20 protein-coding genes are annotated in these 25,573 nt (G+C 71.7%); 7 read left to right on the forward strand and 13 right to left on the reverse strand.

Annotated elements, in window-relative coordinates; all coding sequences use genetic code 11:
• Positions 1–6 precede the first annotated feature (6 nt).
• Both ACFYWS_RS18970 and ACFYWS_RS18975 read right to left on the reverse strand, forming a co-directional pair.
• The gene (locus ACFYWS_RS18970; protein ID WP_389277489.1) at positions 7–801 is read right to left on the reverse strand and encodes an endonuclease I family protein; all 795 of its coding nucleotides are present in this window, start codon (positions 799–801) and stop codon (positions 7–9) included.
• A gap of 154 nt (positions 802–955) precedes the next feature.
• Complete coding sequence (locus ACFYWS_RS18975; RefSeq protein ID WP_389277492.1) at positions 956–3,226, reverse strand: ArnT family glycosyltransferase; 2,271 nt, start codon at positions 3,224–3,226, stop codon at positions 956–958.
• A gap of 134 nt (positions 3,227–3,360) precedes the next feature.
• Here ACFYWS_RS18975 and ACFYWS_RS18980 point away from each other — a divergent pair, with 134 nt between their 5' ends.
• The 3 genes from ACFYWS_RS18980 (at position 3,361) to ACFYWS_RS18990 (ending at position 8,697) form a co-directional block, all read left to right on the forward strand.
• Positions 3,361–4,374 carry an esterase-like activity of phytase family protein gene (locus ACFYWS_RS18980; protein WP_389277495.1) on the forward strand — a complete coding sequence of 338 codons (1,014 nt, stop codon included), beginning with the start codon at positions 3,361–3,363 and terminating at the stop codon, positions 4,372–4,374.
• A 72-nt stretch (positions 4,375–4,446) separates the two neighbouring features.
• Positions 4,447–8,163, forward strand: coding sequence for an ABC transporter ATP-binding protein (locus ACFYWS_RS18985; RefSeq protein WP_389277498.1), 3,717 nt, complete (start codon positions 4,447–4,449; stop codon positions 8,161–8,163).
• Between the two features lie 102 nt (positions 8,164–8,265).
• Positions 8,266–8,697, forward strand: a complete 432-nt coding sequence (locus tag ACFYWS_RS18990; RefSeq protein WP_389277501.1) for a hypothetical protein — start codon at positions 8,266–8,268, stop codon at positions 8,695–8,697.
• 6 nt (positions 8,698–8,703) lie between these two features.
• Here the strand turns inward: ACFYWS_RS18990 and ACFYWS_RS18995 are convergent, their stop codons facing one another.
• The 5 genes from ACFYWS_RS18995 to ACFYWS_RS19015 form a co-directional block, all read right to left on the reverse strand.
• Positions 8,704–9,324: a hypothetical protein gene (locus tag ACFYWS_RS18995; protein WP_389277504.1), complete on the reverse strand. Its 621-nt coding sequence runs from the start codon at positions 9,322–9,324 to the stop codon at positions 8,704–8,706.
• A 127-nt stretch (positions 9,325–9,451) separates the two neighbouring features.
• Complete coding sequence (locus ACFYWS_RS19000; protein WP_389278819.1) at positions 9,452–11,260, reverse strand: glycoside hydrolase family 3 protein; 1,809 nt, start codon at positions 11,258–11,260, stop codon at positions 9,452–9,454.
• Between the two features lie 374 nt (positions 11,261–11,634).
• Positions 11,635–12,435 carry a sugar phosphate isomerase/epimerase family protein gene (locus ACFYWS_RS19005; RefSeq protein ID WP_389277507.1) on the reverse strand — a complete coding sequence of 267 codons (801 nt, stop codon included), beginning with the start codon at positions 12,433–12,435 and terminating at the stop codon, positions 11,635–11,637.
• A 17-nt stretch (positions 12,436–12,452) separates the two neighbouring features.
• On the reverse strand, positions 12,453–13,388 hold the full coding sequence (locus ACFYWS_RS19010; RefSeq protein WP_389277510.1) for a GNAT family N-acetyltransferase: 936 nt from the start codon (positions 13,386–13,388) through the stop codon (positions 12,453–12,455).
• A 128-nt stretch (positions 13,389–13,516) separates the two neighbouring features.
• Positions 13,517–14,149, reverse strand: a complete 633-nt coding sequence (locus tag ACFYWS_RS19015; protein ID WP_389277513.1) for a TetR/AcrR family transcriptional regulator — start codon at positions 14,147–14,149, stop codon at positions 13,517–13,519.
• Between the two features lie 120 nt (positions 14,150–14,269).
• On the opposite strand from ACFYWS_RS19015, the gene ACFYWS_RS19020 reads away from it, so the two are divergent.
• Complete coding sequence (locus ACFYWS_RS19020) at positions 14,270–14,581, forward strand: HGxxPAAW family protein (protein ID WP_389277516.1); 312 nt, start codon at positions 14,270–14,272, stop codon at positions 14,579–14,581.
• A 155-nt stretch (positions 14,582–14,736) separates the two neighbouring features.
• Here the strand turns inward: ACFYWS_RS19020 and ACFYWS_RS19025 are convergent, their stop codons facing one another.
• Positions 14,737–15,783, reverse strand: a complete 1,047-nt coding sequence (locus ACFYWS_RS19025) for a LacI family DNA-binding transcriptional regulator (RefSeq protein WP_389277520.1) — start codon at positions 15,781–15,783, stop codon at positions 14,737–14,739.
• A 207-nt stretch (positions 15,784–15,990) separates the two neighbouring features.
• On the opposite strand from ACFYWS_RS19025, the gene ACFYWS_RS19030 reads away from it, so the two are divergent.
• Genes ACFYWS_RS19030 through ACFYWS_RS19040 form a run of 3 tightly spaced genes read left to right on the forward strand, consistent with a single transcriptional unit; the run spans position 15,991 to position 19,141 of the window.
• Positions 15,991–17,148, forward strand: coding sequence for a Gfo/Idh/MocA family protein (locus ACFYWS_RS19030; RefSeq protein ID WP_389277523.1), 1,158 nt, complete (start codon positions 15,991–15,993; stop codon positions 17,146–17,148).
• Positions 17,145–18,299: a dihydrodipicolinate synthase family protein gene (locus ACFYWS_RS19035; protein ID WP_389277526.1), complete on the forward strand. Its 1,155-nt coding sequence runs from the start codon at positions 17,145–17,147 to the stop codon at positions 18,297–18,299. The genes ACFYWS_RS19030 and ACFYWS_RS19035 overlap by 4 nt, the downstream gene beginning before the upstream one ends.
• A complete protein-coding gene (locus tag ACFYWS_RS19040; protein ID WP_389277530.1) occupies positions 18,296–19,141 on the forward strand; it encodes a sugar phosphate isomerase/epimerase family protein in 846 nt (281 codons plus the stop codon). Before ACFYWS_RS19035 ends, ACFYWS_RS19040 begins: the two co-directional genes overlap by 4 nt.
• A 177-nt stretch (positions 19,142–19,318) precedes the next feature.
• Here the strand turns inward: ACFYWS_RS19040 and rbsD are convergent, their stop codons facing one another.
• Genes rbsD through ACFYWS_RS19065 form a run of 5 tightly spaced genes read right to left on the reverse strand, consistent with a single transcriptional unit; the run spans position 19,319 to position 25,177 of the window.
• Positions 19,319–19,708, reverse strand: a complete 390-nt coding sequence (rbsD, locus tag ACFYWS_RS19045; protein WP_389277533.1) for a D-ribose pyranase — start codon at positions 19,706–19,708, stop codon at positions 19,319–19,321.
• Positions 19,705–20,604: a ribokinase gene (locus ACFYWS_RS19050; protein WP_389277536.1), complete on the reverse strand. Its 900-nt coding sequence runs from the start codon at positions 20,602–20,604 to the stop codon at positions 19,705–19,707. The genes rbsD and ACFYWS_RS19050 overlap by 4 nt, the downstream gene beginning before the upstream one ends.
• A gap of 58 nt (positions 20,605–20,662) precedes the next feature.
• A complete protein-coding gene (locus ACFYWS_RS19055) occupies positions 20,663–22,609 on the reverse strand; it encodes a substrate-binding domain-containing protein (protein WP_389277539.1) in 1,947 nt (648 codons plus the stop codon).
• Complete coding sequence (locus tag ACFYWS_RS19060) at positions 22,599–24,152, reverse strand: sugar ABC transporter ATP-binding protein (RefSeq protein ID WP_389277542.1); 1,554 nt, start codon at positions 24,150–24,152, stop codon at positions 22,599–22,601. Before ACFYWS_RS19060 ends, ACFYWS_RS19055 begins: the two co-directional genes overlap by 11 nt.
• A complete protein-coding gene (locus ACFYWS_RS19065) occupies positions 24,149–25,177 on the reverse strand; it encodes a LacI family DNA-binding transcriptional regulator (RefSeq protein WP_389277545.1) in 1,029 nt (342 codons plus the stop codon). The genes ACFYWS_RS19060 and ACFYWS_RS19065 overlap by 4 nt, the downstream gene beginning before the upstream one ends.
• Positions 25,178–25,573: the final 396 nt, after the last annotated feature.

Raw genomic sequence — 25,573 nt, forward strand, 5'->3', positions numbered from 1 at the left:
CCGCGCCTACCAGATCGATTCGACCCACTCCGGGTGGTCGATGAACGGGTTGCGGTTGTGCTGGTAGGTGTCGTAGATGACCTCGTTGCGGTTCTGCTCGAAGGCGTCGGGCGGGTCCTCGTCGCTCCACTTCTTCAGGACCGAGAGCTTGCCGATGTACGGCGAACTCCCGTTGTCGACCGAGTCGTTGGGCTCCAGGTCGGCGAAGGAGTCGTCGCCTTCGTAGCGGACCGCCATGTAGAGGATCATGCGGGCGACGTCGCCCTTGACGGCGTCGCGCGGTTCGAAGGAGTCGGCGTCCGTGAGGTTGCCGGGGGCGCCGTCGACCGCGCTGCCGCCCGCGTCGAAGTCCTTGTTGCCGCGGATCGAGTTGACCGTGACGTCCTCGGGGCGCAGATGGTGCAGGTCCGTGCCGGGGCCCGTCGCGGTGCCGAAGTCGCCGTGCGACTTGGCCCAGACGTGCTCGCGGTTCCAGTCGCCGCTGTCGCCGCCGTTGGCGGACTTCGCGCGTGAGGTGCCGCTGTACAGCAGGATCACGTTGGAGCTGTTGGCCGGGTCCTGGTCGGTGGCCTTCAGGGCGTCCCAGACCGCGTCGTAGGAGAGCTTCGTCTGGTCGCTGATGATCGTGTGCAGTGCGCTCTTCAGCTCGGTGCCGGTCTTGCCTTCGGCGTCCTGGTAGTACGTGTCGTCGTACGCGGCGGGCGGGGTCGCCGTCGCCGTCGCTGTCGCCGCGGGGAGGGTGAGGGCGGCCAGTACGGCCGCGGTGGTGAGGGCGAAGGTGCGTATGTGGATTCCGGGCATGTGGGGTGTCCGTCCGTTCTACGCGGGTTGATTTGGTGGAACGGAGCGTGACATGAACACGTATGGATTGGGTGAATGCGGGGCGTCGATCGTGTGACGACCAAAGGCCCCTGACTGGTTGTCAGTGGCCTTTGGTGTGAGGAGGGTTGCCGGGTCAGTTCACGTCGGACGGGTCCAGTCGGTACAGCGACGGGGAGTCGGTCGAGTCGCTGGACTTCTTGCTGTACTCGCTCGACTTCACCGCCGTGCCGTGCTTCTTCACCCACGTGGTGACCGCGGAGCTGACGTCGTTGCCGCCGCCCATGCCGCTCTCGCCGACCTGGATGTAGTGCAACTGGCCGCTCGCGACCAGCTTCTTGAGCTTGGCGACGGTCATGCCCTTGTCGGAGCCGGTGAAGCCGTACATCGAGATGACGGGCTTCTTGGTGCTGAGGATGATCTGCGCGGCGGACTGCGAATTGGACACCGCGAGCAGCCACTTGGCGCCGTCCTGGTGCTTCTCCAGGTACGAGATCAGGTCGCTGGAGACGTTGCCTCCCATACCAGCGGCTCCGCCGGGGCGGCCGGTTTCCTGCTTGTCGGAGCCGGGTCCCTGGCCGCCGTCCTGCTGGGAGCCGCCTTCCCGGGGGCCGCCCTCGGGTGCCTCGTCGCTGCCGGGCGCCTCGTCGCCGCCAGGCATCTCGCCCGCGCCGGGCATCGAGCCGCCGTCCTGCTGGGAGCCGCCTCCCTGCTGGGAGCCGCCTTCCCGGGGGCCGCCCTCGGGTGCCTCGTCGCTGCCGGGCGCCTCGTCGCCGCCGGGCATCTCGCCCGCGCCGGGCATCGAGCCGCCGCCCTGCCGCGAACCGCCCCCTGGCATCTCCCCGCCACCCGGGAATCCGCCACGACTGCCTCCGCCCCCACCGGGACCCCCCATGCCGCCACCCGTCGACGGCCCGGCCGTCGGGTTGGAGCCGCCCATGCCGCCGCCCGCTCCGGAGGAGAAGGGTTCAGCGAAGGAGTACGCCGCCGGGCCCGCCACCGACGCGACGACCGCCGCCGCCACGGCCACCGCGAGCAGCCGCAGCCGGCGCCCCGTCGACGTACGGAAGACGAGCAGGCCCGCGATCGCGGCCGCCATGACGAGCGCGATCACCGGCCACAGCCAGCCGTTCCAGCCGGAGGCGCGGCGCAGCAGCACGGCCGACCAGATCCCGGTCACGGCGAGCGCCACCGGCAGCACCCACGCCCACCGCTTGTCCGTACGGAAGGCGCGCAGCAGCATCACGCCGCCACCGCCGCACAGCGCCGCGATGCCGGGGGCGACGGCCGTCGTGTAGTACGGGTGCATGGTGCCTTCGGCCGTGGCGAAGGTGACGTAGTGCAGGAGCAGCCAGCCGCCCCACAGCACGAGCGCGGCGCGCGTGAGGTCGGTGCGCTTGGCGCGTCCGCACAGCACCAGACCGCCGACGAGGGCGATCGCCGCGAACGGGATCAGCCAGGAGATCTGGCCGCCGAGCGTGTCGTTGAAGAGCCGGCCGAGGCCCGCCGTGCCGGAGAAGCCGCCGCCTCCGCCGCCACCGCCCCCGCCGTTGCCCTCGCCGCCGAGGATCCGGCCGAAGCCGTTGTAGCCCATGATCAGGTCCCAGGCCGAGCCGTCCGTCGAACCGCCGATGTAGGGGCGGCTGTCGGCCGGTACGAGGGAGACGGCCGTCGCCCACCAGAGGCTGGAGACCACGAGCACCACGGCGGCCAGCGCCAGGTTGCGGGCCTTCTTGGCCCAGCCAAGGTGTGACGCGTACACGTACACCGCGAAGACCACGGGCAGCGCGATGCAGCCCTGGAGCATCTTGGTGTTGAAGGCGAGCCCGAAGCAGGCAGCCGAGGCGAGCAGCGGCAGCAGCCTTCCGTCCCGGGTGGCGCGCAGCGCGAGGGCCGCGCCGCCCACCATCAGCAGCACCAGGAGGGTGTCCGGGTTGTTGTCCCGGTTGATCGCGACGGTGATCGGGGTCAGCGCCAGGACCAGCGCGGCGATCGCGGCGGCCGCGTGGCCCCACACCCGCTTCACGCAGGAGTGCAGGATCCAGATCGAGCCGAGCCCGGCCGCGACCTGCGGCAGCATCATCTGCCAGGTGCCGAAGCCGAGGATCCGGCAGGACAGGCCCATCGTCATCAGGGAGAACGGCGGCTTGTCCACGGTCAGGAAGCTGCCCGCGTCGATGGAGCCGAAGAACCAGGCCTTCCAGCTCTGCGTGCCGCTGTAGACGGCGGCGCTGTAGAAGCTGTTGAGGCCGGACGAGGACAGGTTCCAGGCGTACAGCACCCCGGCGAGCACGAGGATCGCGAGCAGCGCCGGCAACGACCAGCGTGGCGCGCGGTGCGCGGTCGGCGGGTCCGCCGCGGGTGGTGGCGCGGGGGCGGGGGAGTGCGGTTCGGTCGTGGTGGTCACGACTGCACCGTGCACGGCCGCAGTGGGCGCGCGCTGTGCCGAAGCTGGGCGTCACCTGTGGATACCGGCCGGTGGCCCGCATCGTTCAAGAAAAGTCCGCCCGGGCGTCGCCGGCCGCGGCCTACCGTGACCCCATGTCGCGCAGATCAGCACGTTCCGTACTTGCCACCGTCGCCGTGACGGCCGCCTGCCTGACCGCCTCGGGACCGGCCTCCGCCGCCTCACCGGCCGCCGGGAACTGCTCCCCTTCCGTGTCGGTCACCGGCTACTCCGACGCCCTCGACAAGACGACGTACGACGGCACCTTCGTCGGCAACATCTCCGCGCTCGCCACCGACCGGGGCGGGCGCCTCGCCGCGCTCTCCGACCGCTCGTCCCTGTTCGCCCTGGACGGGCGCACGCTCGCGCCCCGCTCCGTGGCGCCGCTCGCCGACGAGAAGGGGGCCGCTCTCGACTCCGAGGGCCTGGTCGTCGACCGCGACGGCACGTACCTCGTCACCTCGGAGACCGAGCCCTCGATCCGCCGCTACGACCGCTCGGGCGCCCGCGTCCTCGACCGCCTCCCGGTCCCCGCCGCGCTCCAGGACCGCGCCCGCACCAACGCCTCCTTCGAGGGACTGACCCTGCTGCCCGGCGGCCGCACCATCCTCGCGTCCATGGAGTCCCCGCTCACCGGCGACGAGGCCAACCGGCTCCAGACCTGGCAGCGCACGCGCGCCGGCTCCTTCGCACCCGCCGCCCAGTACGGCTACCGCACCGACCCGGACCTCGGCATCTCCGAGGTCACCGCGGCCCCCGACGGCCGCCTCCTCGTCCTGGAACGCGGCTTCACCAGCGGCGTCGGCAACACGATCCGGCTGTACGCCGCCGAGCTCCGCGGCGCCACCGACACCTCCGGCATGGAGACCATCGGCGCCGGTACCCGCCTCGCCCACAAGACGCTCCTCGCCGACCTGGCGAACTGCCCGTCCCTCGGCGCCCCCGCCCACCAGCCGCAGCCCAACCCGCTGCTCGACAACATCGAGGCGATGGCCGTCACCGGCCGCGGACCGCACGGCGCCCTCCGCCTGCTCCTCGCGAGCGACGACAACCAGAGCGCGAACCAGATCACCCGCTTCTACTCGCTGCGGATTGTTACAGCGGGATGAAATCCGCCCCCGCTCGCGTTGGCCCTTCGGCAGCTCAGGGCGAGAGGTCAAGCGAGCGGGAGGCGGCACGGAGTGGCGGAACAACGGGGCTGGGCGAAACGACTGGCGGGATACGCGTGGCGGCATCCCAAGGACGTCGTCCTCGCGCTCGGGGCCTCGCTCGGCGGCATGGGCGTCATGGCGCTCGTCCCGCTGATCACGAAGGTGATCATCGATGACGTGATCGGTAACCACTCCCGGTCCATGGCCGTGTGGGCGGGCGCGCTCATAGGCGCGGCCGTCGTCGTCTACGTCCTCGCGTTCGTCCGCCGCTACTACGGCGGCCGGCTCGCCCTCGACGTCCAGCACGATCTGCGGACCGAGATGCACGGGTCGATCACCCGGCTCGACGGCAGGCGCCAGGACGAGCTGTCGACCGGTCAGGTCGTGGGGCGCGCGACCAGCGACCTCCAGCTGATCCAGAGCCTGCTCTTCATGCTCCCGATGACCATCGGGAACGTTCTGCTGTTCGTCATCTCCCTGGTGATCATGGCGTGGCTCTCGCCGCCGCTGACCCTGGTCGCGCTCGCCGTCGCCCCTGCCATCTGGTTCATCGCCAAGCGCAGCCGCTCCCGGCTGCACCCCGCCACCTGGTACGCGCAGGCGCAGGCCGCCGCCGTGGCCGGGGTCGTCGACGGGTCCGTCAGCGGCGTCCGCGTCGTCAAGGGATTCGGGCAGGAGGAGCAGGAGACCGGGAAGCTCAAGACGGTCGGCCGCAGGCTCTTCGCCGGACGGCTGCGGACGGTCCGGCTGAACTCGAAGTTCACCCCCGCGCTCCAGGCCGTGCCCGCCCTCGGGCAGGTCGCCATGCTCGCCCTCGGCGGCTGGCTCGCGGTGCACGGGCAGGTCACGCTCGGCACGTTCGTCGCGTTCTCCTCGTACCTCGCCCAGCTCGTCGGCCCCGTCCGGATGCTCGCCGTCGTCCTCACCGTCGGGCAGCAGGCCCGCGCCGGTGTCGAGCGCGTCCTCGAACTGATCGACACCGAGCCGAGCATCGTCGACGGAACCAAGGAACTTCCCGCGGACGCCCCCGCGACCGTCGAGTTCGACGACGTGTCCTTCGCGTACGCGGACGCCGAACACCCCGTGCTCGACGGCCTCTCCTTCGAGATCAGGGCCGGTGAGACCCTCGCCGTCGTCGGCTCGTCCGGTTCCGGCAAGTCCACCGTGTCGCTGCTGCTGCCGCGCTTCTACGACGTCTCGCACGGCGCCGTCCTCGTCGGCGGGCACGACGTGCGCGAGCTGACGACGGAGTCCCTGCGCTCCGCGATCGGGCTCGTCCCGGAGGACTCGTTCCTGTTCTCCGACTCCGTGGGCTCCAACATCGCGTACGGCTTCCCGGACGCGACGCGGGAGCAGATCGAGCAGGCCGCGCGCACCGCGCAGGCCCACGGGTTCATCAGCGCCCTGCCCGAGGGATACGACACCAAGGTCGGCGAGCACGGCCTCACCCTCTCCGGCGGCCAGCGCCAGCGCGTCGCGCTCGCCCGCGCCATCCTCACCGACCCGCGCCTCCTCGTCCTCGACGACGCGACGTCCGCCGTGGACGCCCGCGTCGAGCACGAGATCCACGAGGCGCTCGGTCACGTGATGGCGGGCCGCACCACGCTGCTCATCGCGCACCGCCGCTCCACCCTCGGCCTCGCCGACCGGATCGCCGTCCTCGACGGCGGGCGGCTCGCCGCGATCGGCACGCACGAGGAACTGGAGGCGGCGTCGCCGCTCTACCGGCGCCTGCTCACCGACCCCGACGAGCTGGGCGGAGTGTCGCCAGGACACGTCCCGCCCACGGTCCACGAAACAGAGGACACCTCCGTACGGGACGAACTCGACGCCGAGTTCGACGCCGAGCGCGGCGTCACCCCCAGGCTGTGGACGGGCGACCGCGAGCCGCGCGACGCCGCGCTCGCCGGGACCCCCGCGACACCCGAACTCCTCGCGCAGGTCGACGCGCTGCCACCGGCCACCGACGCCCCCGACGTCGACGAGACGCGGGCCGTCACGGCCGAGGAGTCGTACGGTCTGCGCCGCCTGCTGCGCGGATTCCGGGCGCCGCTGCTGATCAGCCTCGGACTCGTCGCCGTCGACGCGGGCATGGGCCTGCTGCTGCCGATCCTGATCCGGCACGGCATCGACGAGGGCGTCTCGCAGCTCGCGATCGGCGCGGTGTGGGTGGCGGCCGCACTCGGGCTCGTCGCCGTGCTCGTGCAGTGGGCCGCGCAGTTCGGTGAGACGCGGATGACGGGACGTACGGGCGAGCGCGTCCTGTACTCGCTCCGCCTGAAGATCTTCTCCCAGCTCCAGCGGCTCGGACTCGACTTCTACGAGCGGGAGTTGACGGGTCGCATCATGACCCGGATGACCACCGACGTGGACGCCCTGTCGACGTTCCTGCAGACCGGGCTCGTCACCGCGTTCGTCTCCCTCGTCACGTTCTTCGGCATCATGGTCGCGCTGCTCGTCATCGACGTACAGCTCGCGCTGGTCGTCTTCGCGACGCTGCCGCCGCTGATCATCGGGACGTTCTTCTTCCGCCGCTCCAGCGTCAAGGCGTACGAGCTGGCGCGCGAGCGGATCTCCGTCGTGAACGCCGACCTCCAGGAGTCGGTGGCCGGGCTGCGGATCGTGCAGGCCTTCCGGCGCGAGAAGGACGGCAGCGCGAAGTTCGCGGCGGGCAGCGCCAGTTACCGCAAGGCGCGCATCCGCGGCCAGTGGCTGATCTCCGTGTACTTCCCGTTCGTACAGCTCCTGTCGGCAGTGGCCACGGTGGCCGTGCTCGCCGTGGGCGCGAACCGGGTCGACGCGGGCACCCTCACGACGGGGGCGCTCGTCGCGTACCTGCTCTACATCGACCTGTTCTTCGCGCCCGTGCAGCAGCTCTCCCAGGTCTTCGACGGCTACCAGCAGGCCACCGTCTCGCTCGGCCGCATCCAGGAACTGCTGCGCGAGCCGACGTCGACGAAGAACGCCGAGCGGCCGCGCGAGGTGCCGTCGCTGCGCGGCGAGATCGCCTTCGAGGACGTGGACTTCGCGTACGGCGACGACGAGACGGCCCTGAGCGGAGTGGACCTGCGCATCCCCGCCGGGCAGACCGTCGCGTTCGTCGGCGAGACCGGCGCGGGCAAGTCGACCCTCGTCAAGCTCGTCGCCCGGTTCTACGACCCGACGGGCGGCCGGGTCACCGCCGACGGCATCGACCTGCGCGAACTCGACCTCACCGCCTACCGGCACCGGCTCGGCGTCGTCCCGCAGGAGGCCTATCTCTTCCCCGGCACGGTCCGCGACGCCATCGCCTACGGCCGCCCCCGGGCGAGCGACGCCCAGGTGGAGGCGGCGGCGCGGGCCGTCGGCGCGCACGAGATGATCGCGACGCTCGACGGCGGCTACCTCCACGAGGTCGCCGAGCGCGGCCGCAACCTCTCCGCCGGGCAGCGGCAGTTGATCGCCCTGGCCCGCGCCGAGCTCGTCGACCCGGACATCCTCCTGCTCGACGAGGCGACCGCCGCCCTCGACCTCGCCACCGAGGCCCAGGTCAACCAGGCCACGGACCGCATCTCCGGCAAGCGCACGACCCTGGTCGTCGCCCACCGCCTGACGACGGCGGCGCGCGCGGACCGGGTGATCCTGATGGATCACGGACGCGTGGCGGAGGACGGGACGCACGACGAACTGCTGCGACTGGGCGGGAAGTACGCCACGTTGTGGAAGACGTTCCTGGGGGAGCCGGTGGAGGCCGGCTCCTCGACGTGACGGACGTGACGGACGTGACGCACGGAAGCACGCAACCGTCCGGCCGCCGTGCCGCGTCAGTCCAGCAGTACGCTGGTGCCGATGTGACGGGAGGGGGCTGCGGTGCGCGAACAGGGCCCAGGGGCCGGTGAGGGCGACATACGCACGCCGCGCGGGCCGCGCCGGACGCTCGCGCCGGCGCTGTCCGTCCTCGTCGTCGCGGGCCTGCTGGTCCTCGGCGGGCCCACGGTCACCGGCGTGCAGGCCGCCTCGCTGTGCGGCGGGCACAAGGCCCGGACCCTGAGCTTCGAGACGGGCCGCACGGTCCTCTACAAGAACAGCGGCTACGTCTGCGCCGTCACGTACGCCAAGCGCACGGGCGCCCGCCGCACCATGTCCGTCAGCGTCCAGGCCCGCGGCAACCTGGCCGTCGCCGACAAGGGCCGCTACACCCGGCACGCGGGCCCGGTCACCGTGCACGCGGGACACCGCTGCGTCCGGGTGAAGGGCTCCGTCGGCACGAAGTCGGTGCGCACCGGCTGGATCCTGTGCTGAGCGCCCTCACGCCGTGACCGCGCACCCCACCGGCCTGCTGCCGCCCAGGGTCACGTAGAGCGAGGTCGACGGCGGGCACGCCGAGCGGGACGGCACCGCCGTGACGACCCTGTACTGCGGGGCGCGTCGGCCCGTGCCCGCGCAGGCCGTCTCCCGCACCTGGCCCTTGCCGGCCGCCGTGAGGCAGTCGCCGACGATCGTGCGGGGGCCGCCGCCGGCGCCCGGGTCGCCGGGGTGCGGGTTGTCCAGATTGCGCATGCAGGCGTAGCCGCGGTCCACGGAGCCGTCACCGTTCTCGTCCGCCGCGGGCCGGTTCTCGCTGACGTGCAGCACGAAGTCGGTGCGGGCCGGGCACGCGGGCCCGTCCGACGTCTCCCCGTTGTGCCGGGCGACGACCCGGGCCACGGCCCGCTCGCTGCGGCACGGCACCTCGTTGAACGACGCGCGCCCGCGCGAACTGCACTCGTCGGCCGCGAGGAACACCGCCCCGTACCCGGTGGACGCGCGCGAGGACGGCCGGTCACCGGAAGAACCCGAGGAGCCCGGGGAGCCCTGGCATCCGGTGAGCGCGAACGCGAGTGCCAGCACCGGCACCGCGCACACCCCACCGATTGACCGCCCAAACATGGCAAAACCCCCCGACGTCCCGGCCCAGCGTGACCCGTGGCGGCGGGCACACGCCAGGTGTGCGGGGGGCTTTGCGCCAGTTGGCGGGGGCGTGCGCCGATCATGGCGTACGCCCCCTACGGACGGGTCAGTACGACAGCCCGTAGCCGATCGGGTAGAGGACCTGCGCGGGATCGTCGGCCTTCTGCACCGGCACCGGCAGCTTCCCGCGCGGCTCCACCTTCCCGGCCAACACCCGCACGGCCGCCCGCAGTTCGACATCGATCCACGAGTACGCCGCCACATGCGCGTCGGCGTCGGGCAGTTGGGCCACGTCGTACGGGTTGCGCATGGACAGCGTCACGACCGGCACCCCGGTCCCGGCCACCGCCTTCACCAGCGACTGCTGCGCGCTGCCCGCGGCGACGTTGTACGTGCCGATGACCACGGCGTCCTTGCCCTTCGCCGCCGCCACGGCCTGCGCGATCGTCGCCTGGGTGGGCGCCGTGCCCGTCGCGAGCACCGTGGCGGTGAAGCCGAGTCCGGTGAGCGCCGCGCCGATCACGGTGGTCGGCGGGCCGTCGCTGAGGGACGGGGAGGCGGGGTTGGCGCCGAGCACGAGGATGTTCTTGTGCGTGCGGCGGTTGAGCGGCAGCAGCCCCTTCTTGTTGACCAGGAGCGTCGTCGTGCGCTCGGCGATCCGGTCGGCCGCGGCGAGGTGCGCGGGGGTGCCGACGGTGCGGTCGACGCCCGCCCGCGAGACGTAGGGCTCCTTGAGGAGCCCCAGCTTCGACTTCAGCCGCAGCACGCGCAGGATCGACTCGTCGAGCCGCGCCTCGGTCAGCTCACCGCCCCGTACGGCTTCGAGCACCGCGTTCCACGAGACCGACAGGTCCGGCGGGTTGAGCAACTGGTCGACGCCCGCCTTCAGCGCGAGCACCGGCACCCGCTCGTCGCCGTACTTCGTCCGTACGCCCTCCATGCCGAGCGAGTCGGTCACCACGACGCCGTCGTAACCGAGCTGCTCGCGCAGGATCCCGGTGAGGATGGGGCGGGAGAGCGTCGCGGGGTCCTCGCTCGGATCGAGCGCGGGGACGACGATGTGCGCGGTCATGATCGAGTCGATGCCGGCCGCGATCGCCGCCTTGAACGGCGGCGCGTCCAGCTGCTCCCACTGCTCGCGGGTGTGGCTGATGTACGGGATTCCGGTGTGGCTGTCCGTCGCCGTGTCGCCGTGTCCGGGGAAGTGCTTGGCCGTCGAGGCGATGTGCGAGGACTCATAGCCCTTGACCTGAGCCGCCACGAGCCCGGCGACGGCCTGCGGGTCCGCGCCGAAGGAGCGGACGCCGATGACGGGGTTGGCCGGGTTGACGTTGACGTCGGCATCGGGCGCGTAGTCCTGCCGGATGCCGATGGCGCGCAGCTCGGCGCCGGCGATCTGCCCCGCCTTGCGGGCGTCGGACCGCGAGCCGCCCGCGCCGAGCGCCATCGCGCCGGGGAGCAGGGTGGCGGGCTTGCCGACGCGGGCGACGATGCCGTGCTCCTGGTCGGTGGAGATCAACAGCGGTATCCGGGAGGGCTGTTGGAGGCCCGCCTTCTGGATCCCGTTGCTCAGGTCGGCGATCTGGTGCGGATCGCGCACGTTGTGCGCCCACGCGAAGTAGATGATGCCGCCGAGCTTGTACTTCTCGATGAGCTCGGCGGCGGTGCGGACGCCGAGCTCCTTGAGGTTGGCGTCGATGTCGGCCTGGTCGGGAGCGGTGGCCGAGTGGCCGTACACCCGCATCACGAAGAGCTGGCCGACCTTCTCCTCCAGTGACATCCCGGAGATGATCTTCTTGAGGGCCTGGTCGGACGCGGGGGCGCCCGCGGCCTGCGCGGTGGTGGCGCTGAGGCCGGCGGCTGCGGCGCCGAGGGTGGCGGCGGCGAGCACGGTACGTCTGGACAGTGGCACGATCGCTCCTTCCGGAGGAGGCGCGGACCCTGAAAATAACTTCCGCGCGCAACGGATATCCGGAAAATTTCTGCCAGTCAAGAGTCCGTGCAGGTACGGGAGTTGACGGAAGGCCACTACGGGGAGGGCCGTCACCGGCACTTTGGAGGGGGCGCACCGGTGACGGCGACGCTGCCGGCCGCAGGCGGCGGAGAGGGTTCGTCAGCGTTCGCAGCCAGCAGCGATGCCGACACCGCACTGCGGTGACTCTCCGGCAGCGTGTCCTTCTGACGGAAGCATGCTGCCCCGGGTTCCCGGAATTTGTGGATTTCGTGAAATCGGTGCGCAGGTGGTGAACGGGGCGGTGGTGGCGGCCCCGTTCAAGCCCCGCTCTTGGACTACGCCGACTCGTTCAGCAGGCGCGCAACGTGCTCCCGCCCCGCCCGGAGCAGGCCCGGCAGGGGGGCCGCCGACTCGTACCACCGCGCCTCGTACTCCCAGCACAACCACCCGTCCCACCCCTCCCGGCTGAGCACCTCCACACACTCGGCCAACGGAAGCACCCCGTCCCCGAGCGGCAGCGGCACCGTGTCGTCGGGTCCCGCGATGTCCTTGACCTGTACGTATCCGAGGAAGGGGGAGAGCGCCGCGTACGAGGCCACGGGCTGCTCGCCGCCGAGCCACGTGTGCATCACGTCCCACAACGCGCCCACGTTGCGGTGCCCGACGGTCCCGAGGATGCGGGACGCGGCCGCTCCGGTCCGATGCGAGTCGTGCGTCTCAAGCAGCACCCGGACCCCGCGGTCGGCCGCGTACTCGGCGGCGACGCCCAGGCGCCGCGCCGCGGTGGCATCCGCCTCCTCGGGCCCCTGCTCGTCGCCCCCGCCCGGGAAGACGCGTACGTACCGGGAGCCCAGGTCGTGGGCGAGATCCACCAGGGCCCGCACGTCGTCGAGCACCGGGCCGTCCTCGCCCGGCGCCGCCACGCGCGCGTACCCGGCCACGCCGAGTACCTCCACCCCGGCGCTCTTGAACCGGGCGGCGGCGTCGGCCCGTTGCTCACGGTCGATCCCCGGATGCACCGGCTCCTCGGGGTGAGCGCGCAGTTCGACGCCGTGATACCCGTGCGCGGTGGCGAGCGCGAGCACGTCGTCGAGAGGGAGACCGGGGACACCGAGGGTGGAGAACGCCAGCTTCATGGCCCGGACCCTACCCGTCAGTCCGCCGTCCTATGGAGGGCCAGTTTCCAGTCCTGGCCGATCAGATCCGCGCCGAAGGAGCGGTGCGGCTTCTCACCGACGAGGACGAAGCCGTGGCGCTGGTAGATCGAGCGGGCGGACTTGAGGACGTCGTTCGTCCACAGGACCATCTCGCGGTAGCCCACGCCCCGCGCGAAGTCGATGCACGCGCGCACCAGCCGGTCGCCGATCCCGAGCCCACGCGCCTCCGGCTCGACGAGCAGCAACCGCAGCCGCGCCGTGCCCGGCGCCTCGTCGCGTACGCACATCACGCAGCCCACCGGCCGGCCGTCCAGCTCGGCGATCCACACCCGCTCCAGGTGTGGATCGTGGTCCTCGGCGAAGTCGGCGACGATGCGCGCGACCAGGCCCTCGTAGTCCGTGTTCCAGCCGAACTCGGCGGTGTACAGCGCCGCGTTGCGCGCGACGATCCAGCCCAGGTCGCCGGGGCCCGGCTCGCGCAGCAGGACGTTCTCGGGGTGTGGGGCGGCGCGGCCGTCGCCGAGGATCTCGCGGACGGTGCGCAGCGCATCGGACAGCCGGTCGCGGTCGGCGGGCGGGACGGTGGTGAGGAGGGTGCCCATCGTTTCCCGGGTGCGTTCGTCGAGCAGCTGCGCGGCGCTGCGGCCGCGTGCGGTGAGGGTGATGCGGCGGCGCCGCGAGTCCCTCTCGGACGAACCCCGCTCGACCAGTCCTTCCCGTTCGAACTTGCCGAGGATGCGGCTCAAGTAGCCCGCGTCCAGGTTGAGTTGGATGCGCAGGTCGGCCGCGTCGACCTTCTCCGTGTGCGCCAGCTCGTACAGCACGCGGGACTCGGTGAGGGTGTACGGGGCGTACAGGTGGCGGCTGTAGTCGAGCGCGCCGATCACGTTCGTGTAGAAGCGGTTGAAGGACCGGATGTCCTGCACGGTCATGGGTCACCTCGCGGCTCGGATCATTGACTCAGTCAGAGGTTCGCGGTGGTGCCCACAGTACGCCGGGGGTGGGGGCGCGTCCACGCGATCGGGTGCGGCGACACGGCGCCCCGCGGGACCACTGGGCGTCAGTCCCGGTCTCCCGGCCACGCCGCCAGCGCGAACTCGGCCACCCGCGCCAGCTCCTGCGCGTCGGCGCCGTCCCGCGCGCGCTGCGACAGGCCCTGCACGACGGCCGCGAAGTACGAGGCGAGCGCGGCCGGGTCCGTGTCCTTCGGCAGCTCGCCCGCCGCCCGGCCCTGGCGCAGCCGCTCCTCGAAGGAGGCGACCCCGGCGTTGCGCACGTCGCGCAGGAATGCGGCGACCTCCGCGTCCTGCTCCGTCACGTTGGTCGCCGCGCTGTTGGCCAGGCAGCCCGCGGGGTGCGAGGGGTCCGCGTAGACGCGGGCGGCCTCGCGCAGGATGCGGGCGAACGCCCCGTACGCCGTCGCCTCCTCGGCGAGCGCCACGCCGACGAAGGCGCCGACGGGGGACCGCCCGTAGACCTCGACGGCCTCCTTGAACAGCGACTTCTTGTCCCTGAACGCGGCGTACAGGCTGGCCGGGCGGATGCCCATGGCCGTGGTCAGCTCGCCCACCGACGTCGCCTCGTAGCCCCGCTCCCAGAACAGCCGGACGGCTACGGCCAGCGCCGCGTCCCGGTCGAACGTGCGCGGCCGTCCGCGCGGCCGGGCCTTTCCCTCAGTCGTACCGCCAGTCATGCCGCCACTGTATCGGCTCTTCTTGAGCGAGCACTCAAGAAGAGTGCTACCGTCCCATCGACTTATTTTTTAGTCATCGCTCAACAAATACTGGCGATCGCGGGACCGGAGGCATGACACATGGTGGCGACGGACGAAGGACACACCCTCGCCGGCTGGACCGGCTGCGCGCTCGCCGCGATCGGCGCCGCGACCGCGGGCCTGGGGATCATCGGCTGGCGCCCGGGCATCTGGCTCGGCCCCGCGCTGCTGGCCCTGGCCGCGCTGCTCACCTGGGCCCTGCACCTCGCGGGCTGGGGAAAGCCGCCGGGTCCGCGGCTGAGGGGCCAACGCCCCATCGGCGTACGGGATCTGACGGCCAGTGGGGGACACGCGGACTGTGTCGGATGCCGGCTGGCGGGGCGCGGGGCCCGTACGGTCGCGTCCCGATAGGGGGCTGGGGGCTTCGGCTCCGACAGGGTCCGCGGATCCGGCAGGTCCGCCGCTCCGACAGGGGCTGCGAGCAGGGTCTACGCGCGCGGCCCGGAAGAGGCTGCGAGCAGGGCCTACGCGACCCGGAAGGGCCTGTGCTCGCGGCCCGGAAAGCCCTACACGCGCGGCTTCCCCGTCGACCCCCGCACCACCAGCTCCCCGCGCACCTCCACGATCCGTCCCTTCGGCGCCGGCTCCCGGCCCATCGCGATCCGGCCCGCCCGCGCGGCCGCCTCGGCCAGCGGGAGGTGGAACGTCGTCAGCGGCGGGGCGGCGTCGATGCTGAAGGGGAGGTCGTCGAAGCCGACCACCGAGACGTCCTCCGGAATGCGCAGGCCCGCCTCCCGCAGGGCCGCGCACGCGCCGAGCGCCACGCTGTCGTTCGCCGCCACCACTGCCGTCAAGTCCGGCTCCCGGCGCAGCAGTTCGGCCGTCGCTCCGTAACCCGACGTGCGGTCGTACGAGCCGTGCGCCACAAGACCGTCCGACTCGCCCACCCCGGCGGCGGCCAGCGCCGCGCGGTGGCCCTCAAGGCGGTGGCGGGTCGTCGTGCGCTCCTCGGGTCCCGCGACGTAGCCGATCCTGCGATGGCCGAGCGCCAGCAGATGCTCCGTCAACTCCCGTGCCCCGCCCCGGTTGTCGAAGGTAAGCGCCACCGCGTCCGTGTCCGGCACCGGCGGCCTTCCGCACAGCACCACCCGCGTCCCGGCCTCCGCGAGCCGCCGCAACTTGGCGGCCACGGCCGCGACATGGGCCTCGTTCTCGATCGCCCCGCCCGTGAGCACGACCGCCGCCGCGCGCTGGCGCTGGAGCAGGGTGAGGTACGTCAGTTCGCGCTCCGGCTCCCCGCCCGTGTTGCAGACCACCGCGAGCCGCTCGCCGCCCGCCCGGCCGCCGGGCCCGACGATCTCCGACTGCACCGCGGAGGCCATGATCCCGAAGAACGGGTCGGCGATGTCGTTGACGAGGACCCCGACCAGGTCGGAGGTGGCGGCGGCGAGGGCGCTGGCCGGGCCGTTGAGCACGTAGTCCAGATCGTCCACGGCCTTGAGCACCCGCTCGCGCGTGCTCGCGGCGACGGGGTAGTTCCCGTTCAGCACACGCGAGACGGTGGCGGGGGACACCTGCGCGCGGGCGGCCACATCCGCCAAGGTCACGGTCATCGAGTCAGCCTCCGGGAAGGGTCCCGGGTCCGCGGTAAGGCCCCCGTGGTCCCCGGTCTCGTATCCGCTCTTGTCCGAGCGGCAGTCCAGAGGCTAGCTTCTCCTTATGTAGAAAGCGCTTGCTACGAAAGATTCAGCAAGCGCCACCCCGCGTATGCGGCAATACGTGGGGCACAAGTGGCCGGCCGGCCGGAGGAAGGGACTCACGTGACACGCAAGACGGTGCGCATCGCCATGAACGGTGTGACGGGGCGCATGGGCTACCGCCAGCACCTCGTCCGCTCCATCCTCGCGCTGCGCGAGCAGGGCGGACTCGACCTCGGCGACGGCACGGTGCTGTGGCCCGAACCGGTCCTCGTCGGGCGCCGCGAGCACGCTCTGAAGGCGCTCGCCGAGAAGCACGGCCTCGACCCGGCCAACATCTCCACCGACATCGACGCCGTCCTCGCCGACGACAGCATCGACATCTTCTTCGACGCCGCGATGACCTCGGGCCGCGAGGAGATCCTCAAGAAGGCGATCGCCGCCGGAAAGCACATCTACACCGAGAAGCCGACCGCCACGGGCCTGGAGGGCGCCATCGAGCTCGCCCGCCTCGCGCGCGCGGCGGGCGTCAAGTCCGGTGTCGTCCAGGACAAGCTGTTCCTGCCGGGCCTGCTGAAGCTGAAGCGGCTCATCGACGGCGGCTTCTTCGGGCGGATCCTCTCCGTGCGCGGCGAGTTCGGCTACTGGGTCTTCGAGGGCGACTGGCAGGAGGCCCAGCGGCCGTCCTGGAACTACCGCTCCGAGGACGGCGGCGGCATCGTCGTCGACATGTTCCCGCACTGGGAGTACGTCCTGCACGAGCTGTTCGGCCGCGTGACCTCCGTCAACGCGCTCGCCGCCACCCACGTACCGACCCGCTGGGACGAGAACGGCAAGCCCTACGAGGCCACCGCCGACGACTCCGCGTACGGCATCTTCCAGATCGAGGGCGGCATCGTCGCGCAGATCAACTCCTCGTGGGACGTGCGCGTCAACCGCGACGAGCTGGTCGAGTTCCAGGTCGACGGCACGGAGGGCTCCGCCGTCGCGGGCTTGCGCAACTGCCGTGTCCAGCACCGCAGTTCCACGCCGAAGCCCGTCTGGAACCCGGACCTCCCGGCGACGTACTCCTTCCGCGACCAGTGGCAGGAAGTCCCGGACAACACCGAGTTCGACAACGGCTTCAAGGTTCAGTGGGAGCTGTTCCTCCAGCACGTCTACGCGGGCGCCGACTACCACTGGGACCTGCTGGCCGGCGCGCGCGGCGTGCAGATGGCCGAGCTGGGCCTGAAGTCGTCCGCCGAGGGCCGCCGCCTCGACATTCCGGAGATCTCCCTGTGACCATCCATCTCCCGGACTCCGCAGGCCGGTTGAAGGCGTACGAGCCGCGCGCCGAGCCCCTCACCTTCGACACCGGCGCACCGCTCGCCTCGCGCGTCGTGTTCTCCGCCGCGCACGTCGTCGCCGACCCGCTCGCCGACACCACCCCCGACTCCCCGGCCGCCGTCGACTGGGACGCCACCCTCGCCTTCCGCCGCCACCTGTGGTCGCACGGCCTCGGCGTCGCGGAGGCCATGGACACCGCGCAGCGCGGCATGGGCCTGGACTGGGCGGGCGCCGCCGAGCTGATCCGCCGCTCGTCGGCCGAGGCCAAGTCGGTCGGCGGCCGGATCGCGGTCGGCGTCGGCACCGACCAGATCGCGCCCGGGGCCTCCCTCGCCGAGGTGCGGGCCGCGTACGAGGAGCAGCTCGCGGTCGCGGAGGAGGCAGGCGCGCAGGTCATCCTGATGGCCTCGCGCGCGCTCGCCGCGGCCGCCACCAGCCCGCAGGACTACGCCGAGGTCTACGGCCATCTGCTCCGGCAGGCCACCGAGCCCGTCGTCCTGCACTGGCTCGGCCCGATGTTCGACCCGGCCCTTGAGGGCTACTGGGGCTCGTCCGACCTCGACGCCGCCACCGACACCTTCGTCGAGATCATCAAGGCGCACTCCGACAAGGTCGACGGCATCAAGGTCTCGCTCCTCGAAGCGCAGCGCGAGATCGACATCCGCCGCCGCCTCCCGAACGGCGTGCGCTGCTACACCGGCGACGACTTCAACTACCCGGAGCTGATCGCAGGCGACGACCGCGGCTTCAGCCACGCGCTGCTCGGCATCTTCGACCCGCTGGGCCCGCTCGCCGCGAAGGCCGTGCGCACCCTCGACACGGGCGACGTCCAGGGCTTCCGTGAACTCCTCGACCCGACCGTCGAGTTGTCCCGCCATCTGTTCCAGGCGCCGACCCGCTTCTACAAGACCGGCGTCGTCTTCCTCGCCTGGCTCTCCGGCCACCAGGACCACTTCGCGATGGTCGGTGGGCAGCAGTCCTCGCGCTCGTTGCCGCACTTCGCGCGCGCCTACGAACTCGCCGACCAGCTGGGCCTGTTCCCGAAGCCGGAGCTCGCCGAGGTCCGCATGAAGAACCTGCTCGCCCTGTACGGAGTGACCTCATGAGCGGCACGACCTTTACCGCGGACCCCCGCTTCTCGATCAACCAGATGACGGTGAAGCAGCTGAGCCTGCCCGAACTCGTCGACGCCTGCCGCGAGTTGGGTGTCCGGCACCTCGGGACCTGGCGCGCGCCCGTCCAGGAGTACGGCGTCGACGCCGCGGCGAAGCTGCTGCGCGACGCCGGGCTCAACGTCACCACGCACTGCCGGGGCGGCTTCCTCACCGCGATCGACGAGGCCGAGCGCAAGGCCGCGATCGAGGACAACAAGCGGGCCGTCGACGAGTGCGCGACCCTCGGCACGAACGTCCTGGTGCTCGTCTCGGGCGGCCTCCCGGCGGGCTCGTACGATCTCGGCGCGGCCCGCGAGCGCATCGGTGACGCGCTCGTCGAACTCGCCCCGTACGCCGCCGAGCGCGGCGTACGGCTCGCGATCGAGCCGCTGCACCCGATGTACGCGTCCGACCGCTGCGTCGTCTCGACGCTCGCGCAGGCCCTGGACATCGCCGAACGCTTCCCCGCCGAGCAGGTCGGCGTCTGTGTGGACACGTACCACATCTGGTGGGACGACCAGGCGCCCGCGCAGATCGCGCGGGCCGGGGCGCAGGGGCGTATCGCGACGTTCCAACTGGCCGACTGGACAACCCCGTTGCCCGAGGGCGTACTCAACGGGCGCGGCCAGATCGGCGACGGCGCGATCGACATGCGGTACTGGCGCGGTCTCGTCGAGGCGCAGGGGTACACGGGGCCCATCGAGGTCGAGCTGTTCAACGACGGTCTGTGGGCCCGCGACGGGCGCGAGGTGCTGGCGGAGACGGCGGAGCGGTTCACGCGGCACGCCGCTTAGAAGTTTTCTCCGCAATCACTACAACCCTCCGCGCCGCCTGCGTGTCGTACTGGGTGTCGGAACACCCAGGGGGGGATCTGGGGGGATTCGGGAGTTCCGGCGCAGGAGGGGGAAAGCCCGAGGGGCCCGGTCCGCGGACCGGGCCCCTCGTAGCGCGTCACGGCAAAGTACCCGTGGTCAGAAGAAGACCCCGCAGCGCAGCAGCACATTCGCGTACGGGCGCGCCTCACCCGTGCGTACGACGAGACGGGCGTGCGCCGACAGCGCCTTCAGCTCCTCGTGCGTGACGAAACCGAGGGGCTTCAGGCGGTCCTGGAGGAGTTCGGCGGTGTCCGGGTTCGCGTCCCGGACCTCGCGGGCCGCCGTGGCCGCCTCCACCACCAGCTCGTCGAGCAGCCCGTCCAGCACCTCGGCGAAGGACGGCACCCCGGCCCGGAAGGCGAGGTCGACGACGCGGGGGCCCGCCGGGATCGGCATGCCCGCGTCGCAGATCAGCACCCCGTCGCCGTGCCCCAACTCCGCAAGGGCGCCCGCCAGATGACGGTTGAGTATTCCGGCCTTCTTCACAGGGACGCGACCTCCTCGGAGGTCGGGTACGAGGCCTGCGCGCCCTCCTTCGTGACCGCCGCGGCGCCGACCTTGGCCGCGTAGGCGGCGGCCTTGGCGAGCGGCTCGCCGGTGCCGAGCCGCCACGCGAGCGCCGCCGTGAACGCGTCACCGGCGCCCGTCGTGTCGACGGCCTTGACCTTCACCGCCGCCACCCGCTGCGAGCCGTTCGCGTCGGCGACCAGCGCGCCCTCGGAGCCGAGGGTGACGACGACCGAGCGCGGGCCGAGCGTGAGCAGCTGCCGCGCCCAGTCCTCGGGGTCGTCGCCGAGGTCCGTACCGGCGATGACCTTCGCCTCGTGCTCGTTGACGATCAGCGGGTCGCAGGCCGCGAGCACCTCGTCGGGGAGCGGGGCGGGCGGCGAGGGGTTGAGGACGAGGCGGGCGCCGTCCGCGAGATTGCGGACCACCTCCGCGACCGTCTCCAGCGGGATCTCCAGCATCATCGAGACGACCCGCGCCCCCGCGAACAGCTCGCCCGCGGCCCGTACGTCCTCGGGCGTGAGCCGCCCGTTCGCGCCCGGCGAGACCACGATCGAGTTGTCGCCGGACGGGTCGACGGTGATCAGCGCGACCCCGGTGGGAGCCCCGCCGACCAGCACGCCGGACGTGTCCACGCCCGCCGCCTCCATCGAGTCCCGCAGCAGCCTGCCGTGCCCGTCGTCGCCGACCCGCGCGAGCAGCGCCGTGCGCGCGCCCAACTTGGCGGCGGCGACCGCCTGGTTGGCGCCCTTGCCGCCGGGGTGGGTCGTCAGGTCGGAGCCGAGGACGGTCTCGCCCGCGCCGGGCCGCCGGTCGACGCCCACCACCAGGTCGGCGTTGGCCGACCCCACGACGAGGAGGTCGTACGTGTTCATCCTGTGCCTTTCTTCGTACGTCACGCCAAAGGGTACGAGCGCGCAGCTCTGCGTCGCCTCACTTGAAGTCGGCGACGTTCTTCGCCGTGACGACCTTCACCGGCACCTTCACGGCCGAGGAGATCTTCTTGTCCTTCGCCGCGGAGATCGCGTTCCGCACGGCCATCTTCCCGAGCTCGCGCGGCTGCTGGGCCACGGAGGCGTACAGCGTGCCCGCCTTGACGGCCTTGAAGCCGTCGGGGGTGCCGTCGAAGCCGATGACGGGGACGGACTTGCCGGCCTTCGAACCGAGCGCCTTGATCGCGCCGAGCGCCATCTCGTCGTTCTCGGCGAAGACGCCGTCGACGTCGGGGTGCGACTGGAGCATGTTCGTCATGACGTCCAGGCCCTTGGTGCGGTCGAAGTCCGCGGGCTGCTTGGCGACGACCTCGATGCCCGGGTAGTTCTTGAGCCCGGCGGCGAAACCGGCGCCGCGCTCACGGCTGGCCGACGTACCGGCCTGGCCCTGAAGGACCGCGATCTTGCCCTTGCCGCCCAGCTTGTCGGCCATGACCTTCGCGGCCTGCTTGCCGCCCGCGACGTTGTCGGAGGCGACGAGGGTGGCGGCCTTGGCCTTGTTGACGCCGCGGTCGGCGGCGACGACGGGGATGTCGGCCTTGTTGGCGGTGCGCACGGACGGTCCGACGGCGTCGGAGTCGACCGGGTTCACGATGACGGCGCTCAGGCCCTCGCTGGTGAAGTTCTGGAGCTGGTTGGCCTGCTGCGAGGCGTCGTTCTGCGCGTCGGTGACGGTCAGCTCGACGCCCTGCTTCTTCGCCTCGGCCTGCGCGCCCGCCCGCATCTCCGTGAAGAACGGGTTGTTGAGCGTGGACACGGCCATGCCGAGCTTGAGGTCCTTACTTCCGCCGGAGGAGCCGGTGTTGTTCCAGACCGCGAGGCCGCCGACGATCGCGATGGCGACGACGGCCGCGATCACGTACTGCATCCGCTGCTTGGGGCCCCCGGTTCCGGCGCCCGCGGCGGCGGGCTGCGCACCCGCCTTGCGGCGCGCCGTGTCGAGCAGCACCGCGAGCGCGATCACGACACCGATGACGACCTGCTGCCAGAAGGCGGACACCGAAAGGAGGTTGAGGCCGTTGCGGAGCACGGCGAGGATCAGCGCGCCGATGAACGTGCCCGACGCCTTGCCCGTACCACCGGCGAGCGAGGCGCCGCCGATGACGACGGCGGCGATGGCGTCCAGCTCGTAGCCGTTCGCCGCCTGCGGCTGCGCGGAGGCGAGACGCGAGGCGAGCACGATGCCGGCGACGGCCGCGAACAGGCCCGACAGGCCGTAGATGACGAGCTTCTGCCGCTTGACGCGCAGACCGGAGAGGCGGGCCGCCTCCTCGTTGCCGCCGATCGCGTACATGGACCGGCCGATGAACGTACGGGCGAGGACGACCGCGGTGATGAGCCCCATCACGATCATCACGATGACGGGCACCGGCAGCCAGCCGCCGAGCGTGTCACCGAGCGTGGAGACCGAGTCGGGGAACGGGATCGGGGAGCCCTGCGAGATCACGAGCGAGAGCCCGCGCCCGACGGACAGCATCGCCAGCGTCGCGATGAACGGCGGGAGCTTGCCGTACGAGATGAGCAGGCCGTTGACGAAACCGCAGGCGATACCCGTGACGACGGCGAGCAGTACGGCTATCGCGACCGGCACGCCCTCGCTGGTGGCCGCCCAGGCGAGGACGGTCGCGGAGAGCGCCGCCACGGAGCCGACCGACAGGTCGATGCCCGCGGAGACGATGACGAAGGTGACACCGAACGCGAGGATCGCGGTGACGGCCGCCTGCACGCCGACGTTCAGCAGGTTCTGGGTGGTCAGGAAGTCGCCGGACATCAGCGACATGGCGATGACCAGGACGACGAGCGCGGTCAGCGCGCCGTTGTCGAGGAGCAGCCGCAGCAGGCTCCCGCTGTTCTTGGCCTGTGGGTTCTTGAGCGTCTCAGTGGTCACGGGAGCCCTCCTCCTCGTACGAGTCGTGGTTCTGGTTGTCGTGGGTTTGGTTGCTGACGGCGAGCGCCATCACGGAGTCCTGGGTGGCGTCCTCGGCGGCGAGTTCACCGGCGATGCGCCCTTGCGCCATCACCAGGACCCGGTCGCTCATGCCGAGGACCTCGGGGAGATCGCTGGAGATCATGAGCACGGCGTGCCCGGCGGCGGTCAGCTCGTTGATGAGCTGGTAGATCTCGACCTTCGCGCCGACGTCGATGCCGCGCGTCGGCTCGTCGAGAATCAACACCTTGATGTCGGCGAGCAGCCACTTCCCGATGACGACCTTCTGCTGGTTGCCGCCGGACAGGGTCCGCACGTGCTGGCCCAACCCGGCCATGCGGACGCCCAGTTGCTTCGCGATCCGCTCGGCGGCGTCGTGCTGGCCCTGCCGGTCGACGAACCCGGCGCGGGACGCCGTCCGCATGGTGACGAGCCCCAGGTTCTCCTCCACCGACTGGTCGAGGACGAGCCCCTGCCCCTTGCGGTCCTCGGGGACGAGTCCGACCCCGGCGGCCATCGCGGCGATGACGTCGTGCCGGGGCAGAGCCGTGCCCGAGACCTGGACGGAGCCCGAGTCGTACGGGTCGGCGCCGAAGACGGCCCGTACGACCTCCGTACGTCCCGCGCCCACGAGGCCCGCGATGCCGACGACCTCGCCGGCCCGCACCTCGAAGCCGACGTCGTGGAAGACGTCGTCCCGGGTCAGGCCCTCGACCTTCAGCAACGCGCGGGCGGCGTCCTGTCCTTCCGGGCGTTCGCGCGGGTACTGCTGGTCGATGGAGCGGCCCACCATGAGGCGGACGAGCTCGTCCTCCGGGGTGGCGGCGGGCACCTGGCCCACACTCCTGCCGTCCCGGATCACGGTCACCCGGTCCCCGAGCGCGGCGATCTCCTCAAGGTGATGGGTGATGAAGACAACCCCGACGCCGTCCTCACGCAGCTGCCGCACGATCGCGAAGAGCTTCTCGACCTCTTCGGAGGTGAGCACGGCGGTCGGCTCGTCCATGATGAGCACGCGCGCGTTCAGGCTGAGCGCCTTCGCGATCTCCACCATCTGGAGCCGGGCGATGCCCAGTTCGCGCACCCGCGCGCGTGGCGACACATTCACGCCTACGCGCGCGAGGAGCGCTTCGGCGTCGGACTCCATCGTCTTCCGGTCGATGAGACCGAACCTCCGCGGCTGGCGCCCCAGAAAGATGTTCTCGGCGACGGTCAGATCAGGAACGAGATTGAACTCCTGATAGATCGTCGCGATCCCGAGCCGTTCGGCATCCTGCGCGCCGTGGATACGGACCTGCTCGCCGCCGACGGTGATGCGGCCCTCGTCGGGCGTGTAGGCACCGGAGAGCATCTTGATCAGCGTGCTCTTCCCGGCCCCGTTCTCACCGAGCAGGACGTGCACCTCCCCGCGGCGCAGATCGAAGTCGACGCTGTCGAGCGCGACGACGCCGGGGAAGGTCTTCCGTATCCCTTCGATACGCAGCAACTCTTCGGAGCTGCTCATCCGTTGCTCCTCTCCATTGAGGTGGGCGTGTGGGGGTTCTCGCCGCAGGAGCGCCGTACGACGAGGTGGGCGGGGAGGGTGACCGACTCGGGCACCCGCCCCTCGATGCGGTCGACCAGGGCGCGCACGGCGGCCCGGCCGAGATCCTTGGTTGGCTGGGCGATCGCCGTGATCGGCGGATCGGTGTGCACGAACCACGGGATGTCGTCGAACGCGGCGACCGCGATGTCGTCCGGGACGCGCAGCCCGCGCGCGCGGATGGCGTCGAGCGCGCCGAGCGCCATGAGGTTGTCGGCCGCGAAGACGGCCTGCGGCGGCTTCGGCAGATCCAGGAACGCCTCGGTCACCCGCCGCCCGCTGTCCGCCTGGAAGTCGCCCTGCCCGATGTAGGCATCCGGCAGTTCCAGCTCGTACGAGGCGAGGGCCGCGCGGAAGGCGTCCACGCGCTCGCTGCCGGTCGTGGTGGCGGCGGGTCCCGCGATGATCGCGAGCCGCCGGTGCCCGAGCGCGTGCAGATGGGCGACGAGGTCCCGCACGGCGGCCCGCCCGTCGGAGCGCACCACGGGGACGTCGACACCGGGGATCCAGCGGTCCACGAAGACCATGGGGGTGCCGGCCCGGGCGGCGTCCAGCATCAGCGGCGACGCGCCGTCGGTGGGGGAGACCAGCAGCCCGTCGATTCGCCGGTCGAGCAGGGTGCGTACGTGGTGGTCCTGGAGCTCCGGCCGTTCGTCGGCGTTGCCGATGATCACGCTGTAGCCGAGCCCGCGGGCCTCGTCCTCGACGGAGCGGGCGAGCTCGCCGAAGTACGGGTTCAGCACGTCGCTGATGACCAGGCCGAGCGTGCGGGTCTGCGCGGTGCGCAGCGAACGGGCCACCGCGTTGGGCCGGTAACCGAGCGATTCCACGGCGGCCAGCACACGGGTGCGGGCGTCCGGGCTCACGGACGGATGACTGTTCAGAACACGGGAGACCGTGGCGACGGAGACCCCGGCCGCGGCCGCGACATCCTTGATACTCGCCATCGCCGCCACCTCCTTGTGGCTACGTGGAATCGATTACACGGAGGATTGGAATCGATTACACGGGGCGGGGGCAAGACCCTCCGGGTGGTCGTGACACGATCGTGATGGGGGCGGATGCCGCCCCGCTCACGGGGCTCCGCCCCGGACCCCGCTGCTCAATCGCCGCAGGGGCTTGATTTGTTCACCGGCGGGGCTTGATCTATCAAGCCCCGCCGGCGATTGAGGCGCGGGGTCCGGGGCGGAGCCCCGCGGCCGCAACCACGTCGCGGGGTCCGGGGCGGAGCCCCGCGGCCGCAACCACGTCGCGGGGTCCGGGGCGGAGCCCCGTGGCCGTAACCACGTCGCGGGGTCCGGGGCGGAGCCCCGAGGCCGTAACCACGTCGCCGGGCGACCGGG

Origin of the sequence: Streptomyces sp. NPDC002795 (assembly GCF_042888725.1) — a bacterium.
GTDB lineage: Bacteria > Actinomycetota > Actinomycetes > Streptomycetales > Streptomycetaceae > Streptomyces.

Coding starts and splice junctions, on each gene's coding strand:
- ACFYWS_RS18970 (WP_389277489.1), bottom strand. CDS start 801: ATGCCCGGAATCCACATACGCACCTTCGCCCTCACCACCGCGGCCGTA.
- ACFYWS_RS18980 (WP_389277495.1), top strand. CDS start 3,361: ATGTCGCGCAGATCAGCACGTTCCGTACTTGCCACCGTCGCCGTGACG.
- ACFYWS_RS18995 (WP_389277504.1), bottom strand. CDS start 9,324: ATGTTTGGGCGGTCAATCGGTGGGGTGTGCGCGGTGCCGGTGCTGGCA.
- ACFYWS_RS19005 (WP_389277507.1), bottom strand. CDS start 12,435: ATGAAGCTGGCGTTCTCCACCCTCGGTGTCCCCGGTCTCCCTCTCGAC.
- ACFYWS_RS19010 (WP_389277510.1), bottom strand. CDS start 13,388: ATGACCGTGCAGGACATCCGGTCCTTCAACCGCTTCTACACGAACGTG.
- ACFYWS_RS19015 (WP_389277513.1), bottom strand. CDS start 14,149: ATGACTGGCGGTACGACTGAGGGAAAGGCCCGGCCGCGCGGACGGCCG.
- ACFYWS_RS19020 (WP_389277516.1), top strand. CDS start 14,270: ATGGTGGCGACGGACGAAGGACACACCCTCGCCGGCTGGACCGGCTGC.
- ACFYWS_RS19025 (WP_389277520.1), bottom strand. CDS start 15,783: ATGACCGTGACCTTGGCGGATGTGGCCGCCCGCGCGCAGGTGTCCCCC.
- ACFYWS_RS19040 (WP_389277530.1), top strand. CDS start 18,296: ATGAGCGGCACGACCTTTACCGCGGACCCCCGCTTCTCGATCAACCAG.
- ACFYWS_RS19050 (WP_389277536.1), bottom strand. CDS start 20,604: ATGAACACGTACGACCTCCTCGTCGTGGGGTCGGCCAACGCCGACCTG.
- ACFYWS_RS19060 (WP_389277542.1), bottom strand. CDS start 24,152: ATGAGCAGCTCCGAAGAGTTGCTGCGTATCGAAGGGATACGGAAGACC.
- ACFYWS_RS19065 (WP_389277545.1), bottom strand. CDS start 25,177: ATGGCGAGTATCAAGGATGTCGCGGCCGCGGCCGGGGTCTCCGTCGCC.